Source organism: Vibrio sp. CK2-1, assembly GCF_021726515.1.
Lineage (GTDB): Bacteria > Pseudomonadota > Gammaproteobacteria > Enterobacterales > Vibrionaceae > Vibrio.
In genome coordinates this window covers 346,256-362,510 of the sequence record NZ_JAKKCJ010000002.1, presented here as the reverse complement: position 1 = coordinate 362,510, position 16,255 = coordinate 346,256, and the positions used below count along the sequence as shown (strand labels likewise).

Sequence of the window (16,255 nt, the reverse complement as noted above, 5' to 3'; positions counted from 1 at the left end):
ACCCTATTAATAATACCACTTTATCTTACATATTCTCATCACTTACTTCACATCTATCAGACAAAAAAAGCCCTGATAACTTTTCAATTATCAGGGCTTTCGTTTTCATAAGGCGAGCTGCCGATAGCGAGGCTTTAGTTTTCGGTTAACTGCTCTTCACCACGGAAGATGATCCGATCATTACCACGGTATGAACCAAAGTTAACCACGGTTGATGGGTCTTCATCACCTTTGTTGCGCCAGTTGTATTGCATCCAAGGTTGCCCCATTGAAATATCATTGTGCCAATTACACGTCGTTTCAGGTTGAGGATTATTAAACTCTCCTGAAGCTTGATTACCTTGGCGCATGAAAATACGCACAGTTTCTCGTTTGGCACTTTCTTGACCAGCTCTAACCACTGATGACTTCCCTTCATCAACCTTATCTAGCTTATCTCCCTTAGTATCGGTGAGATAATCACTATCATTGGCAGCTGTGGTTTCCTCGTCTATAGCACAATAAACACTGGCTTCAAATTGGCTACCACTGTCCTCTGTATTAACGTTAAAGCCATTACCACTCCAATATTCAGCACGTAATGGAATTGAAACTGGGCCACCAATTGGACTACTCACACTATCTAATATCATGCGTCCGTAGCGGAAGTTCGGCTGGCCAGAAAAAGAACTGAATGAGTTATCGTTTTCTTCTTTATTTAGCTCATCGTCATTATTGAAAGCATAAAAGTCGACATTATCAGTGGTTGCATCGGTAACCTTTATCCCCCAATCAGAGTTGTCACCACTATATGGACCATCAGGCTCAGTAGTATAAGCATCATCAGCGGTTTGCTGTTTATAGAAAACAAAGCTATCTGTGCTATAAAAATAATCCGCACCATCCCAGTCTTGCTTTTCATCGGCAGTAAAACGGTTAACCAAGTCTGTATTATTATCAGTATCCGTTCCAACTAATTTCAGTTTTGCTTGTAGATCATCAGCAAAGTCACCATAGTTTTCAGTTGCTCCTCCTGATGTATTTTGTGCTTCAACCGTATAGTCCATATGAATTGGTTGATTCATATAAGCAAATGAATCTAAACCGGACTGATACATCCATTGGTTATCAATAATAGATAAGTGATCTGGATAAAAGCGCCCGATATTACGATAACCTTGGTTGATATTCATTTCGTAATAATTATCTTCGGCATCTATGCTTACTTTTAATACACCAACTTCCGACCAAGCAAGTTGAGAAAAATCATAATAACCACTTTCTCCAGAACCACTGCTATCAGTATTCGCTAAAGACTGAGTTCCGGACAATGAGCCTTCATGGCCAATATCTGGGCTAGGTTGTGCAAGCTCATAGCTTAATTGAATAGTCGAATCTAGCGAGTCTGATGACAAATAGTTTTGTGTAATCGGTTTATCACATAATTCGGTTACATCAATATTTTCGGCACCAGCAACAGGATCTGTCTCCCCAGAAACCCAGCGCAGTGGAAGAACATGTAAATCAAACTCTTCGCCTGCTGCTTTAAAGCCTAAACTTCCGGAACTATCAATATTGCCATCCATAGCGGAACCTTCAGCATCACAAATTGCAAATGTCCATGGACGTGAATAAACAGTGAATGAGCCTTTCAGTTCAGCCTTTCCGTCTATAGGACAATCTTCTTGCTCTTCGGTACATTTAAAGTTGTCATCGGTCATAGTAACCGTAACTTTTCCTGAATCAGTAAAGGTCAGATCCGTTGATACTTCACCTTTATCATCCGCTTTAAAATCTGGTTCAAATGTTAATTTACCAACACCATCAGCAGGCTCATTTAGCTCATGACTTATGGTTGGTGTACCTGAGTAATTAACCGCCACTTCTTCACCACTATCACAGGTCAATACTTTAACATCGACAGATTGTGGTTTATTCGCAATGACATGTTGCTCATCAGCACTCAAAGCAAAGGGAACATATTCGACCGTATCCGAGACTGAATCTACATCTGAGTCCACTAAAGACGCCGTAACGGTATAAGTAGTGAACGTTGCAGAGTCCCCTTCCAACGGTATTTCTAATATACCTTGCTCATTGGTAGTGTAAGTACCATCAGATTCATTAAAGGTTCCGTTGCCCGCATCTGGATCTGGTTTTCCAAGTGTGACGCCTGAATCTGGAGAGATGGAGACGTTCACATTACCTTGCTGCGGATTGCCATCTTGATCTGTCACTGTGATGGTTGCGACAGGTGTCTGACAAGTTAAGGCAACATTTTTATCAATATCAATGGCAATATTTTGGGTGGTGACAGGGTCAACTTCACACTCTAGAGCCCCTTTAGCATAAATATAGTTATCTTCTGATGAGTCACTAATTTCGATATTTGCCGCAGAAATAGAACCTACTATCTGAACCGGATTATTATCATCATAGATTTTAAACCCTGTTTTTGATTCAGGTGAAATATACCAGTGAGCATTAAAAAACATATATGGCTGGTTATCATCAAAACTAGCTTCACTGCCATGCCCGATAAGAATTAAGTTTTCTGGTGAATAAGTCTCAAGATCGAGCTTATCCGGTGTTTCAGAAACCATATCTCTACGATTGGGGTTAGCATTTACATATACCCCGTCTGCCGTTGCTCCCATCTTGTTATAATGCAAGACAACACGACCATTCACTCTTAAGAAATGGTTGGAACCACTTTCAAACTTGATCTGACCAATCCAGTACTCCCCTTCATTTAAAGTAACACCTTTGGTTTCACCATCGTTATTACCAGAAATAGTTAAACTACTATAGTGACCAGGTTCAAGGTACAACTCATCACTACCTTTCTCCCATTTAACAGAGTCTCCTGTCGCTTCAAATGCATCAAACTCAGGAATACCATCTGGGAATGCACTTCCTTGGTTTTCAATGATGGTACAGTCTTCTACTGGTTGGCCATCAAATGAACCATTGTTACCGTACACACAACCATTGGGGTGGTCAGGGTCATCAAAGTCGATATCTTTTGAGCCAAATAAAACTGTACTTTTATTCGTAAGATATAAACGGTTTGCATTTCCCTTATCACCATTGGTAAGAGTGATTTTACCAATAGCATTTCCATCAGAATCTAAGTCATTACTTTGAACCGCACTCGGAAATAAAGTACACATATCAAGTGGTTCTGGTTCTGGGTCAGGATCTGGAATAGATGCTACACATGCGCCATTGCCTGTAATTGTTGAACCTGTTGAATCATCAAATACGCGAGCAGTTACAGCACCATTAATCGTTAGTTTATTGTTTAATTGAATGGTATCTGCCAATAAACAACCATAGTAATCGCCGCCACTAGTTGCGCTGATAGAAATGGTTCCTGTTGGAGCATAATAGAAAATAGGATGAGTAGTTGTTAAACGTGGAGTGGCTATTGCAGAAAACTCATTAATCACTTTTACCAGTACATTGTAACCAGAAGAAACGACCGCACCATTCCCCCAAACCATAGTATCAGTGGTTAAAATCATATCATCGCTGAATACTAGTGTTGCAGTCTCATTACTTTCCAAATGAATATCACCAATATAACGATTACCCGACAGAATAATATTAATCGGCAATGTTCCACTATAAACACTTATATGTAATGACGCTAAATCAGCATCAATATAAAGGTTTACAACTCCATCAACGATTTCTGTATGACATAAAGATTCATCACTACATGGTGTATCAGTATTTTCAACAGACAATGTAGCCTTTGGCAATGTTGCAGGAGGTAATACGGGTTCTGGTGTTGGCGCCTTTCGACCTTCAATAGCATCTAATGTTGATCTCGGGGCGACATATTCAGAATCAACAGCGCACCCGAAACCATCAGCACAGCTCGCAGCATGTGCAGTCTGAAATCCATTCCCAACCTCATCAAAACCTAAAAGTATAACGGGAACATCACCACTGCCATCATTATAGACACCTTGGTTATTCGCCACATAATCATCAGTAAACCCTTGCACTTGCATAGAGTTTTCAAAAGATACATGGCTGTTTGCCCCTTTCCATGATTGTAAAGCTTGAGGGAAGTATTGTTCATACTGCTCATTGTCTGCCCAAGCATTTTGTGTCAACAAACTTACTCCGAGAGAAAACAATATTATTGGTGAGTTTTTCACACCACCACTCAACTTTTTAAGCACGAGATTTTTCATCGTGATCGCGCTAAGAATGAAAGGGTTCATTTGGTATTCCCGCTTTTACAACATACAAAAAGGGTTATCTAGCTTGTTTGTTCAGAGTAAGAGGGTACGCCGATTTTAAACAAGCTAGTTCTATAAATTTCAATAAGGGGTATTACTTGAGTGCTTTGACCACTACCTCTTGAGAACGCTCGACGTTAAATAAACCTTGAGCGTCACTACAACTTGCCTTTGTGGCCACTTTAAAAAAGCCATAACTTGTTGGTTCATCTTCACCACCAGCAATATTGAGTACCTGTGGAGTGCACTCTACTGATTTTATTTCACAGTTTTGATATTCGGTATCAGTAAAAAATCCATTAGATTCTGGGAAAGAAATAGAACTGCAACGGCCTTGTAATACACCGACATCTTCACCAGTTTCACCTAAAGGGAATAATTGGGTTAATGCCCATTCATTGACGGAGTGCGCCATAAACCAAGCTCGGTTACCCATAATTTCACGGCTTTGGGTATCTTGGTTTGACCATTCTAAACGTGCCATTGTGGCAGCCAGCAGGCCCATCACCACAACAACAAAAATCACCACAATCAAAACGCTGCCTGATTGATGCTTTAATGATGAAGGTGCATTTTTCATATTATTCATTTGCTATCCACCTATGGCACATTCAATACTTGAACATCGTTTTCGTAGTTACTTCTCTCATCACCACGCAAGAACAATAAGCGCAGGTGAATCAAAGCACTACGAGATAAAGCATCTTCACCATCAGCAGTACCATCGGCAAAATCAGCCAGTTCTACATCTTCACCCACTTGAATTGGAGCTTGAGTATCAATTTGACGCGTTAATTGTGTCCCTTGCTGGCAATAAGTCACTTGATGACTGTAGATATACAAACGGCTGGCTGGAGAAGGAACGACATTACCGCTATTAAACTCTTCATCAAACTCGATAGAGTAAAAATCATTGCTTTCATCTTTTGCTACCCCAGAAAGCACAATACTCTGATTACTATTTGCCGTATCAAGATCATCTGGAGTGGCAGGGTTTATTACCATCTTTTTATTTTCTAGGTTGTTTGCACCCGGTGAACTAATACTATTTACAATGACAAAACGAAAACGGTCACTCACGCCTTCACCTTGTTCCAACATGACATAGGCACCTGAGTAGTCGATAGGGTAAAAGCTCAAACATTCACCGGTTCCATTATTAAAAACAGAAAAGCTATTGGGTACCGCATGACGAATTTCACGAGTGAGTTTTTCGACTACAAAACGTGCTTGATTTTGTAATTGTTGGCGATCGACCGTATCGGCATAACCTTTAGTACCAAGCTCAATAAACCCAGCAATCCCCATCACCATAATACCAATCACTACAATAGTGATAATGAGCTCAATCAAGGTGAAGCCAGTTTGTTTTTTATAATGCAACATTATTAGTAGTTCCCTTTGTAACCAACTAATCGGATGCTTTCATAGCCTTGCGCCGACACCGTCAATGTGACTTTTTTCATGGTATGTAATTCACTACTAGTCAATGACTCTGCACCATTATTGGCAACATCAATCACATCAACGACGACTTTAAAGTGCGGATATTGGTCAGTATTAGGGATAAGATCGGAAAGTAGGTATGCACTTTCAGATCCTATTTCTGAATCAGTACACTTATTATCCGTTTCCCAACAACCTATATAGTCATCGACATCATTAAAGTCTGCAGCACTATCTTCAGAGTCACGTCCCTTAGCACCAATACATATTGGAGCAGTATCGCCATTAAGATCCGGGTTATCACCATCATCACAACGTATTATGCTGCCACTAGGATCGCTAGCTTCATCAAAACTGCGCGATAGAATAGTATTCATCACACTCTGCCCTAACGCAGAAGCACGAACGATATATTGTGGACGGCCTGAGTCTTCTACGCGCGGGAAAAAGACTGAGAATAAAATCGTCATCGCAATGCCCATCACGACCATGGCGACGATACTTTCAATTAAGGTAAAGCCTGCTTGGCGGTTTTGTTTAATGCCTTTATTGTTCATTTACAGTCTCCGCCAGAAACATAGCCTTCCGAATTAATGCAGATTGTCGTGCTTTCAACATCGTTGCCTGTGGCTTTAATGGTTATTTGATATGAGGTTCCAGTGTCGGAACTTCCGGTGCTAGTCAATGGCAAAGGACGCCCAAGCAGATCAAATTGTATACCATCAGGATCTGATTCAGGCGTGATAGTAAATTTTAAGTCCTGCCCATCAATTTGCACTTTACTGCTCAGAGATTCATTACCACTGCACGCTGCAGGAGAACCTAGACACGTATCAGATACATAGAGTTGGTACTGTGGATTTTCTTCACCATCTGCGGTATTTGACTGCATACGCGCAAGTTGGATTTGACGAATAACAGAAATCGCTTGTGCTTGAGCGGCATAAGGAGAAAAAGAGGATGCGCCTTGAAAGCGACTGGCGGCAAATACGGAAAGTATTCCCAATATAACGATAACGATGGTGAGCTCAACTAACGTAAACCCACGTTGTGAAGAATAACGCTTAGGCATTTGCTGCACCTGTTTTTGTTTTAGGTTTCTAGTTTACTGGTTCCTAGTCCCTAGAGAAGGGGACGGGGTACAAGGACGCTTCGCTCGAGAGCCGAAAAGCGGATTCGAGTTTTGGATACTTTTTTCGAGTTTCGTAGCTCGGGCACTTCGTTTCTCGTTGCTCGATCCGCGCTTTTGCTTTTTCGAGAAACTGGTAGCGTAGCGGCCGAGAGACGAGTTACGTCTATTCTTTTGCATTTCCTAGAAACTAGGGACCAATAATTAGGTACTCGTTTCTAGGAACTGTTTTTTTAGATCGTCATCAATTATTCAGCGTCTGTATTAAACTCACAATTCGCAACTTTATTTGCAGGAACTATAGCTGTATTTTCAACTTTTACAGTAGCCGGCTTATCTAAAGCTCTCGCTTGAGTGTACTTAGCAACACAACCGAAATCTTTGTATCCGTAAGAAACTGAATTTGCAGCTGAAGCGACTAAAACCCAATCAGTATCTAAACCATCAACCGCATCTGCAATACCAGCAACTGTAGGGTAACCAAATTTAGTCATCACAGAAGTACCGTCAGCTGCTGATACTTCCACTTCATCTGGAGATGTTTCAACACCAGAAACAGCAGCCTTACCATAAACAATGCCTGCAGCCCCTTTCATTGCTCCCGCAAGACCTTTAACTGCACTTACTTTGGCATCATCTTGTAAGTTTAGGAATTTTGGTGCTGCGGTAACAGCTAAAATACCTAAAATAACAATTACAACGACCAATTCAATTAGCGTAAAACCATTTTGCTTTTTCATTTAGCTTTCACCACATAAGAAGATAAAACATAAAGCATCATAATACTGCCCAACAAATAAGCAACATCAGCTATAAAAATTCAAAAGGCCAGAATAAATCTGGCCTTACACATCACATACTAATTAGTGATTAGTTATCAGTATTGAAATCACAGTTAGCAGCAGCGCCAGATATAGTTACAGATGCAGGATTAGATACACCAGTTGCTTGGGTATAAACTACGTAACAATCGAAATCTTTATAACCCCAAGTGTTAGTACCACCTGCATTTGGATTATTAACCCAATCAGTATCAAGACCATCTACAGCTTGACCAATACCAGCAGAAGTCGCTTTAGGGTAACCGTATGCAATTTCAACTGTCGTGCCATCAGCAGAAGAAACAGCATCATCCTGTGCAGTATCAACACCAGCTACAGCCGCTTTACCATAAACAATACCAGCTGCGCCTTTCATTGCACCAGCTAGGCCTTTAACAGCACTTACTTTAGCGTCGTCTTGAAGGTTAAGGAATTTAGGTGCTGCAGTTACTGCAAGAATACCTAGGATTACAATTACAACCACTAATTCGATTAGGGTGAAACCGCCTTGTTTTTTCATAGTAATTACTCTCTATGTTTTTAAGTTTACAATGCAACCACAAAAATTATGGTTGTAAGTTTACGGTCACACGACCAGTTTTCATTTCATACGTGAAGGAGTGGTTTGCTCCTTCTTGCTGAAAATAGATGCAAGTATTTGAGTCTGCTTTCGCTAAGTAGCGTACATTCTCTTTCTTGTCTTCTGCTGCTACATCTACCGCTTGAGTAAGAGGTGGATTTTGTAGCAAGTATTCCATCAACAATACACAACCTTGATTGGTCATCGTGGTGGTGTATTTTTTTGATTCTTCGCGAACTGACATTGGGTAACCATTGGTGTAACCGCTCAAGCCTGTCGCTGAGTTATCGGTCAACCATAATGGTGAGCCATCCAATTCGACATAATTATAACTGTGACGACCAGATTGACGCTTTGGTCTTTGTGCTACTTCCCATTGCGAGCGTGCCGACATCACTGCGGCGGTATAACCTGCTGCCACACCTTCTACACTGCTTTTTTTTGCTTCTTCTACAATGTGGAGGTATTTGGGTAGTGCAATGATTGCGATAAGGCTAATTACCACAATCACAATGATTAATTCCAACAAAGAAAAGCCAAACTGTTTTTTCATATCTTAATAGACCGCTGTTGGAATAGTACCATTGAAATCAAGAGGCGTAATATACATCAGATATTTCTTACGCATTATAAAATAAAACAAAACTTTATTGAGTAACTTCTTTCACATCAACATGCAGTGCGCCATTCAATAACTGTACGTGAATGGTTTGCCCATGAGGGAATACATATTCACAATGTGCGTGGTTCTTACCAGCATTAACCCTATTAACTGTATAGCTTTGTCCGAAGACTTTACTATCAGGCCACAGTAACGGCAGCCACTTATTACAGTTCACCTCGCCGTTTTTGAGTGTAATCGGCCAACCTGACGATGTAAAATTAACTAAAAAGTTATCAATTACTTCGCTTTCCGGCTGCTTATCTAACATCCAATCTTGGCGATAAGTATTGGCACTACTTAATATTTGCCTTTGCGCAACAGTAAATGCCGTGCGTTCCGCTTCCGGTTCAGTTTTAATTTCCCACACATACAACCAAGCCGCCATGATGCAAAACACCACCGAACACCAGATGAAAAATTTTAGACGTTTGTTGGTATCACTCATGGGTTTTATTAAGTTCCTAATATTAGATTCCTAGTTTCTTTTTTCGTGGCTCGTAGCTCGAGCACTTCGTTTCTAGTTGCTCGATCCGCGCTTTTGCTTTCCCGAGACACGAGCAGCGCAGCGCCCGAGAAACGAGTTACGTCTTTGCTTTTCCTAGAAACTAGGGACTAGCAACTAGGAACCGCTTTTATTCTTTTCCGAAATACGAGCAGCGCAGCGCCCGAGACACGAGACTCGAGACTCGAATAACAAATTACCCCCCCTTAATCACATCCAACATATTCCACATTGGTAAGAAAATACCCAATGCTAGAATTAGAACCATACTTGCTACTATTACTAGCAGAATTGGTTCGATACGGGCGGTTAAGGTCTTTAAATCATAATCGACTTCACGTTCGTAGAAGTCAGCCACTTCAAGTAGTAGTTCATCGATGCGACCGGTTTCTTCACCGACGGCAATCATTTGAATCACCAGTGGAGTGAAGATATCGCTGTTGACGGCGGCGGTTGAAATATTACCACCCGCTTCAATCGCTGCTTTCATTTCCAATAATCGTACTTCTAAAAAGCGGTTACCGAGTGCCTCTGCGGCCAATGCTAATGATTGGTTGATCGGTACACCAGCCCGAAGCATCAAAGAAAAGGTTCGAGAGAATCGTGACATTTGTGCACGGTTTACAATGCTGCCAACAAGCGGCATACGTAGTTTGAATCTATCCCACTTTTCTCGTCCAGATGCGCGGCTAACCCAAGATTTAAAACCAAAGATCGCACCAACAAAAATCGCGAGTAACAGTACCCAATAATCGACAAAGAAATTAGATGTTGCGATCAACATGCGTGTCGGTAGTGGTAGATCGACCCCAAAACGTTCAAACATTGAAGCAAATTTTGGAATGACCATGGTGTTTAATATCACCATCGCAATACCAATAAAACCAATTACGAAACTCGGGTAACGTAGTGCTTCTTTAATACGCTTTCTGGTTTCGACTTCTTTTTCGTAATAACGGCTGAGCTGCAATAGTGCTTCATCCAAACGACCGGTGTTTTCACCAACGTGAATAAGCGAAACAAACAATGGCGTAAATACCGCTGGGTGTAACTGTAAAGCAGCAGAAAAACTGCGACCATTGGTTAATTCGATGCCTACATCTTCTAGTGCTTCTTTTAATTGCTTATTGGTACAGTTTTGGGTTAAGCCTTTCATCGCACGTAATAACGGCACACCGGCTTTGGTCAAACTATATAACTGACGACAAAAGATAATAAACACTTCAAGTGGCACTGCTGTAGCGAATAAATCGGCAAGATCAAATTCTTTCTTCGCTTTACCGCCTTTGCTGATCGAGGTCGGCACGACTCCACGAGAAAATAACGACTCAGCCGCCAGTTCCTCGGTCGGGGCATCGACTTGTCCGCTGACTTGTTTGCCTTGCGAGTTTCTGCCTTGATATTGATAAGTTGGCATTCAATATTCCTTACAGCAGAATCGGTTCTTGGTTAGCGGAAGAATCCCCTTCTGCTAATACCATGACTTCATCTAAACTCACAATACCTTGTAGAGCCAGTTCCATTGCCGAAGCAAGTAGCGGTTTGTAACCTTCAGTTTGACGAGCTTTGGCGGCAAAACCGACGGCATCATTACAACGCAATGCATCCATCATAGGTTGGTCAAGCTCTAGGAATTCAAACACACCAATACGACCACGGTAACCTGTTAAATTACAGTTTTGACAACCGATGCCTTTTTTAAAGCTCGCGCCGACTTGATTTGGAAAACGGGTCGCGATCCATTGTTCTGTCGCCGCATCTGGGTAATGGTTATCACCGCAATCTGGGCAAACTTTACGAATTAGACGCTGCGCCATTACGGCACGAACCGCACTGGCGACTAGGTAACCCGGCGCGCCCATATCCATCATACGGAGTGCGCTATCTACGGCATCATTGGTGTGCAGTGTTGATAAAACTAAGTGACCGGTTAATGCGGCACGCAAGCCGATTTCTACCGTTTCTTGGTCACGCATCTCACCCACTAGGATGATATCGGGATCCTGACGCAAGAAAGTACGCAGAATGGTTGAGAATTCTAGATTGATTTTAGAGTTAACTTGCACCTGGTTGACACGAGGTAGACGGTATTCCACCGGATCTTCAACCGTAATGATCTTTTTACCCGGCTCATTCAATTCAGATAACGCGCCGTATAAAGTAGTGGTTTTACCTGAACCGGTTGGGCCGGTAACCAAAATCATGCCATGTGGACGACGTAATTGTTGTCGTAAACGCGCTAACAGTTCTGGCGATAAACCTGATTCATCAAGGGATTGAATACCCGATGATTGGTTTAATAAACGCATTACCACTGATTCGCCAAATTGCACTGGCATAGTAGAAATACGAATATCCACCGATTGACCACGTACACGAATATTAAAGCGACCATCTTGTGGTAGACGCTTTTCTGAAATATCCATGTTAGCCATCAGTTTTAAACGTAAAACCAAAGCAGAAGCGACGTTCACTTCATTCAATAAGGTTTCATGCAATACGCCATCAATACGTTGACGTAGGCGTAGTACATCGGAGTCGGGTTCGATATGAATATCTGAAGCGCCGACTTGAATCGCATCTTCAAACAATGAGTTGATCAGTTTTACTACGGTAACTTCTTCACTTTCATCATCTTCAAATGCAAGATCAAATGCAGTACTACCTTGGTGCTCCGCATGTAATTGCTCGGCAAAAGAGGCAATTTCTTTAGTACGACGATAAAAGCGGTCAAAACAGTTCAATAGTTGCTTTTCAGAGGCAACCACAAACTCTAGTGAGTAATTATTTAATTGAGTTAATAGCGATTCTTGTACTGCAAGGTCAGCAGGATCACTCATGGCAACACGTAGTGCGTTACCGTTACGGCCAATGACTAAAGCACGCAGACGGCGAGCGTGTACTTCGGGTAGCAATTGAACGGCTTGCACATCAATATGCGCACGGTTTAAATCGATTAATGGTAGCGCAAGTTGTTGAGACAAAAACGCCAGCATTTTCTGCTCAGTCAAGAAACCTAAACGAATTAAGGTATCCCCTAGCTTTCGGCCAGTTGATTTTTGAGAGCCTAGTGCGGTATCGAGCTGATCTTGCGAAATAACGTTTTCTTCAACTAATAAGTCACCAAGACGTTTGCGTAATTTAACTTGCGCCATGATTAATTTCCTTGCTCTAGAGTGGTCAGAACATTGATACGATCACGAATAAACGCTTGAGATTGCGATGACAGACCAACCATAGTTAAAGCTTTGGTGTAGGACTCTTTCGCTTCTTTTAGCTGTGCACTACGTTCTTGTTGAATACCTAGCCCAAGCCACCAGCGTCCATTTTCAGGATCGCGCTGAGACAGCATTTGGTAACTTTGCAGTGCCCATTCATTATTTTTTAATTTTTGTGCTAGTGCTGCACGCATCGCTAGGTACTTGTCTGTCACATCATCAGGGATGTAGCCTAGAGTGCTTAATGCGGCTTCCGCTTGATCTTCTTTTAATAAAATCCCCGCCAAAGACATACGTAAATCGGTACTGTTTTTGTTAATCTTGATGCCTTCTTCTAGCAATTCTGCAGATTTACGAACTTGATTATTGCCGTAATACAAGGCCGCTAACTTACGACGTGTATTTTCATCTTCAGGTACGTAACGTAACGCCGTTTGGAACTCTGCACTTGCGCCAGAAAAATCATTCGCTTCTAACGCTTTATTGGCACGCTCAATGGCTTTGTCCGCCATTTGACGGTGACTTAATTCAACTTGGTGAACTTGCATTGAAGATTCGCCAGTCTCTTGAGTTGCCGCTGATGAAGTATTATTTGATGCTAACAACATGCCATCGTTAGAAGGTTTAGTCGCAACAGAAGTACGCTGAGGCGCGGGTGCATTGACTTTTTTCGTTGCAGGTTGAGCCGCTACAGATTTAGTTGCTACTGGTTTCGTTACTGCAACGTTTTTTACTGTCGATTGAGCCGCTTTCGGTGTTGGAGCTGGTGCTGCCGCCACTTTTGGCGCTTCATAAATGGTCGTATGAACAGGATCAACTACTTTGCTCGTATTACTAGGCATAGTCGGTGTTGATGTCACCGCGGCTGGTTGAACTAATTGAGTATCATTTTCTACCATCACCGAAGTTTGAATTGGATTTGGCGCGCTGCTTACCGCCCAAGCCCCAAGACCTAGACTTAGCGTAAAGCCACCAACCGCCCAAACTAAACGTGATGATTTAATCGGAGCAACTTTGGCGCGAACTAAAGAGTCAGTAGTATTTTGAATCGTTGCTGATTCAGGTTGTGCTGACTTATTTTGCGCTGACTGCTGTTCCGCTAATTTTGATAAAGCGTTATTAATGGTACTCATTTTTAACTCCAACCCCATAAATATGGTGTCTTATATTTTGGTTTTCTAACATCAAAGGTGTCATGTAACGCACTAAACACATGGTGATTTTGCACCTGTTTGTTTTGTTCCATAAAAGCCATTAATAACGATTTATGACACACTTGATTAATCATTCGTGGAATGCCTTGTGTCGCTTTCCATATGGATTTTTTTAAGTGAAGGCTAAACACTTCGGCTTCACCACCACTTTGAATCATTCGGTGTTCGATGTAGGCAACGGTTTCGCTCATGCTTAACGGCCTTAATTGCGCGCTAAACGTAATACGTTGACGAAACTGACGTAGGCTATGCTGCTGCAAGCGTTCATCAAGCTCTGGTTGTCCTAAAATCACCATTTGTAATAGTTTGCGATGCTCAGTTTCTAAATTACCAAATAAACGCAATGTCTCTATCGCTTCATCACTCAATGCCTGAGCTTCATCAATCAGCGCTACCACTGTGCGACCACTTTGATGTATCTCTAACAATTTCAGATGAATCGCATCGACCAAACTGACTGAATCAATATCACTGGGTAGCGATAATTCATGCGCTACCGCTTGTTTTAATTCATGCCCAGTTAAAACAGGGTTTGGTAAATAAATTAAATGAACATTATCTTTTAGCTGGTTGATCAACATGCGGCAAACTAAGGTTTTACCTGTACCAACTTCACCCGTCACCTTAACAATCCCTTCGCCCATTTCGACAGCACTAAGCACAGTTTGAATCGCTTCATAATGAGGCTCTAAACCGTGAAATAGCGCTGTTGTCGGAGTCAGGCTAAAAGGTGCCTGACTCAAACCGAAGAAAGATTGATAAACCATTATTCAGAATCAGGGAACCATTCTTGTAGTAGGTCACGAGATTTCTCAACTTCTTGAGACCAAGTGTTCACGCCTACAACGGTTGGTTTAAGTAGAATAACCAGTTCTGTTTTCTTAGTTAATTGATTGGTGTTACGGAATAAGTGCCCTAGTCCTGGAACGTCACCTAGGAATGGAACCTTAGTGGTTTGTTCAACTGTAGCGGTACTCATCAAACCACCGATCACGATAACATCACCATCTTTGGCACGTACAACCGTATCAGACTCACGAATTGAGCTTTTCGCTAGTGGTAACTCTAATATGCCACCGTTAGAACCAAGGTCAATTAAGGTGTTCTCAGTCGTCACATCAATAACGGCAGGGTGAACGTGCATCATCACGTTGCCTTTATCATCAATTTGAGGCGTTACATCCAATGAAATACCCGAGAAGAAAGGCGTTAAATCAACATCTTGAGAAACGTTAGCGTTATCACCGCTGCCGACTTCGCCATCAACGTCAGTGACGTAATATTTATCTTCACCTACTTTGATGACCGCTTTTTGGTTATTCGAAGCCGTTACACGTGGGCTAGATAGTACGTTTAGATCGCCTTGAGTCGCCATAAAGTTCATGACTGCGCTAAAGTTACCATCACTGATTACCATGTTGGTTCCGCCACCAAGCAAATCACCAATGGTATTTAGCCCGGGAACAATACCTGAACCCGATGTACCACCCGTAATGGTTGTACCACCAATCGAACCACTTAGATTTGACCAGTTGATACCTTGTTGGTAACCATCACTTAATGTCACTTCCATGATTTTCGCTTCAAGTACTACTTGGCGATGTAGGCGTTTTTCTGAAGCACCTAGGAAGGCTTTCACTTCACGTAATTCATTTGGATAAGCACGAATAGTCACAACACCCGCTTGAGGTGAAACGATCACACTACGACCACTGCCGTTACCGACCATGGTTTTAAGCGCTTTTTGTAACTGCGGCCAGAAATCACTTTGGGTAGTACTTTCAATACGAGTACCGCCAGTTGCGTTAGTCTCGGTAGACATACCGTCGCCACTGTCATAATCATCGCTATCAGAGTTATTACTGCTGCTGGTTGAATTTGATGAACTACTATCACTATCATTATCGTCATCATCATATTCTGATGTTACCGAGCCGGTAGTAATGGTGGTTAGAGACATACCGCGACGTTTAAATTGCAAGTAATCAACAGGGATGGTTTCAGTTCTTAAACCCGCTGGATAGACTTGAATCACTTTGCCCGTTTTAATCACGTCATAGCCATAAATATCACGAACGGAATTAAGCACTTCGTCTAAGGTGACATCTGAAAGGTTTAAAGTAACTTGGCCTGCCACATCAGGGTGTACAACAACGCTGTAATCGGTGCCTTGTACTAAGCTCGCAAAGAATGTTTTGGCATTCACGTTTTGTGCTTGTACACGGAAACGCTTAACAGAAGAGTTAGCACTATTGCGAGAGCCATCAACGTCTGGCATAAGATCCGCTTGCACAGAATCAGGTAAGTCATCAACTGAGCTACTATTATTCTCATTAACTGCTTCGTTTAGCGCGTGCTTAATTTCTGTGGGATCTCTGTGCCCCATAGAACAACCTGCTAACGAGGCAATCATGATACTTAAAATGAGTTTACGCATAAGTTAACC

Annotated in this window: 14 protein-coding genes; all 14 read right to left on the bottom strand. The window is 41.9% G+C overall.

Features of this window, described 5'->3' with window-relative positions:
- Positions 1–134: 134 nt before the first annotated feature.
- Entirely contained in the window at positions 135–4,109 is a 3,975-nt protein-coding gene (locus L3V25_RS06500) for a DUF6701 domain-containing protein (RefSeq protein WP_237294632.1), read from the bottom strand.
- A 220-nt stretch (positions 4,110–4,329) separates the two neighbouring features.
- Complete coding sequence (locus tag L3V25_RS06495; protein WP_237294631.1) at positions 4,330–4,824, bottom strand: MSHA biogenesis protein MshP; 495 nt, start codon at positions 4,822–4,824, stop codon at positions 4,330–4,332.
- 11 nt (positions 4,825–4,835) lie between these two features.
- Positions 4,836–5,621, bottom strand: a complete 786-nt coding sequence (locus L3V25_RS06490; RefSeq protein ID WP_237294630.1) for a prepilin-type N-terminal cleavage/methylation domain-containing protein — start codon at positions 5,619–5,621, stop codon at positions 4,836–4,838.
- Positions 5,622–5,623: 2 nt separating this feature from the next.
- Positions 5,624–6,238 (bottom strand): type II secretion system protein, encoded by a 615-nt coding sequence (locus tag L3V25_RS06485; RefSeq protein ID WP_237294629.1) that lies wholly within the window; start codon positions 6,236–6,238, stop codon positions 5,624–5,626.
- On the bottom strand, positions 6,235–6,753 hold the full coding sequence (locus L3V25_RS06480) for a prepilin-type N-terminal cleavage/methylation domain-containing protein (RefSeq protein WP_237294628.1): 519 nt from the start codon (positions 6,751–6,753) through the stop codon (positions 6,235–6,237). The genes L3V25_RS06485 and L3V25_RS06480 overlap by 4 nt, the downstream gene beginning before the upstream one ends.
- A 305-nt stretch (positions 6,754–7,058) precedes the next feature.
- The gene (locus L3V25_RS16540; RefSeq protein WP_276574034.1) at positions 7,059–7,550 is read right to left on the bottom strand and encodes a type II secretion system protein; all 492 of its coding nucleotides are present in this window, start codon (positions 7,548–7,550) and stop codon (positions 7,059–7,061) included.
- A gap of 130 nt (positions 7,551–7,680) precedes the next feature.
- Positions 7,681–8,151, bottom strand: a complete 471-nt coding sequence (locus L3V25_RS06470) for a type II secretion system protein (RefSeq protein ID WP_237294627.1) — start codon at positions 8,149–8,151, stop codon at positions 7,681–7,683.
- A 46-nt stretch (positions 8,152–8,197) separates the two neighbouring features.
- The gene (locus tag L3V25_RS06465) at positions 8,198–8,764 is read right to left on the bottom strand and encodes a prepilin-type N-terminal cleavage/methylation domain-containing protein (protein WP_237294626.1); all 567 of its coding nucleotides are present in this window, start codon (positions 8,762–8,764) and stop codon (positions 8,198–8,200) included.
- Between the two features lie 94 nt (positions 8,765–8,858).
- Complete coding sequence (locus L3V25_RS06460; protein WP_237294625.1) at positions 8,859–9,320, bottom strand: hypothetical protein; 462 nt, start codon at positions 9,318–9,320, stop codon at positions 8,859–8,861.
- A gap of 253 nt (positions 9,321–9,573) precedes the next feature.
- Positions 9,574–10,794 carry a type II secretion system F family protein gene (locus L3V25_RS06455; RefSeq protein ID WP_237294624.1) on the bottom strand — a complete coding sequence of 407 codons (1,221 nt, stop codon included), beginning with the start codon at positions 10,792–10,794 and terminating at the stop codon, positions 9,574–9,576.
- 10 nt (positions 10,795–10,804) lie between these two features.
- Entirely contained in the window at positions 10,805–12,532 is a 1,728-nt protein-coding gene (locus L3V25_RS06450; protein WP_237294623.1) for a type II/IV secretion system protein, read from the bottom strand.
- A gap of 2 nt (positions 12,533–12,534) precedes the next feature.
- Positions 12,535–13,728: a hypothetical protein gene (locus L3V25_RS06445; protein WP_237294622.1), complete on the bottom strand. Its 1,194-nt coding sequence runs from the start codon at positions 13,726–13,728 to the stop codon at positions 12,535–12,537.
- A gap of 2 nt (positions 13,729–13,730) precedes the next feature.
- Positions 13,731–14,576: an AAA family ATPase gene (locus L3V25_RS06440; RefSeq protein ID WP_237294621.1), complete on the bottom strand. Its 846-nt coding sequence runs from the start codon at positions 14,574–14,576 to the stop codon at positions 13,731–13,733.
- Positions 14,576–16,246 (bottom strand): pilus (MSHA type) biogenesis protein MshL, encoded by a 1,671-nt coding sequence (gene mshL / locus L3V25_RS06435; protein ID WP_237294620.1) that lies wholly within the window; start codon positions 16,244–16,246, stop codon positions 14,576–14,578. The genes L3V25_RS06440 and mshL overlap by 1 nt, the downstream gene beginning before the upstream one ends.
- Between the last annotated feature and the right edge of the window lie 9 nt (positions 16,247–16,255).

What these genes read in the sequence shown, in the direction of transcription:
- L3V25_RS06445 (WP_237294622.1), bottom strand. Translation starts at nt 13,728, where the DNA reads ATGAGTACCATTAATAACGCTTTATCAAAATTAGCGGAACAGCAGTCA.
- L3V25_RS06460 (WP_237294625.1), bottom strand. Translation starts at nt 9,320, where the DNA reads ATGAGTGATACCAACAAACGTCTAAAATTTTTCATCTGGTGTTCGGTG.
- L3V25_RS06480 (WP_237294628.1), bottom strand. Translation starts at nt 6,753, where the DNA reads ATGCCTAAGCGTTATTCTTCACAACGTGGGTTTACGTTAGTTGAGCTC.
- L3V25_RS06455 (WP_237294624.1), bottom strand. Translation starts at nt 10,794, where the DNA reads ATGCCAACTTATCAATATCAAGGCAGAAACTCGCAAGGCAAACAAGTC.
- L3V25_RS06470 (WP_237294627.1), bottom strand. Translation starts at nt 8,151, where the DNA reads ATGAAAAAACAAGGCGGTTTCACCCTAATCGAATTAGTGGTTGTAATT.
- L3V25_RS16540 (WP_276574034.1), bottom strand. Translation starts at nt 7,550, where the DNA reads ATGAAAAAGCAAAATGGTTTTACGCTAATTGAATTGGTCGTTGTAATT.
- L3V25_RS06450 (WP_237294623.1), bottom strand. Translation starts at nt 12,532, where the DNA reads ATGGCGCAAGTTAAATTACGCAAACGTCTTGGTGACTTATTAGTTGAA.
- mshL (WP_237294620.1), bottom strand. Translation starts at nt 16,246, where the DNA reads ATGCGTAAACTCATTTTAAGTATCATGATTGCCTCGTTAGCAGGTTGT.
- L3V25_RS06465 (WP_237294626.1), bottom strand. Translation starts at nt 8,764, where the DNA reads ATGAAAAAACAGTTTGGCTTTTCTTTGTTGGAATTAATCATTGTGATT.
- L3V25_RS06490 (WP_237294630.1), bottom strand. Translation starts at nt 5,621, where the DNA reads ATGTTGCATTATAAAAAACAAACTGGCTTCACCTTGATTGAGCTCATT.
- L3V25_RS06440 (WP_237294621.1), bottom strand. Translation starts at nt 14,576, where the DNA reads ATGGTTTATCAATCTTTCTTCGGTTTGAGTCAGGCACCTTTTAGCCTG.
- L3V25_RS06495 (WP_237294631.1), bottom strand. Translation starts at nt 4,824, where the DNA reads ATGAATAATATGAAAAATGCACCTTCATCATTAAAGCATCAATCAGGC.
- L3V25_RS06485 (WP_237294629.1), bottom strand. Translation starts at nt 6,238, where the DNA reads ATGAACAATAAAGGCATTAAACAAAACCGCCAAGCAGGCTTTACCTTA.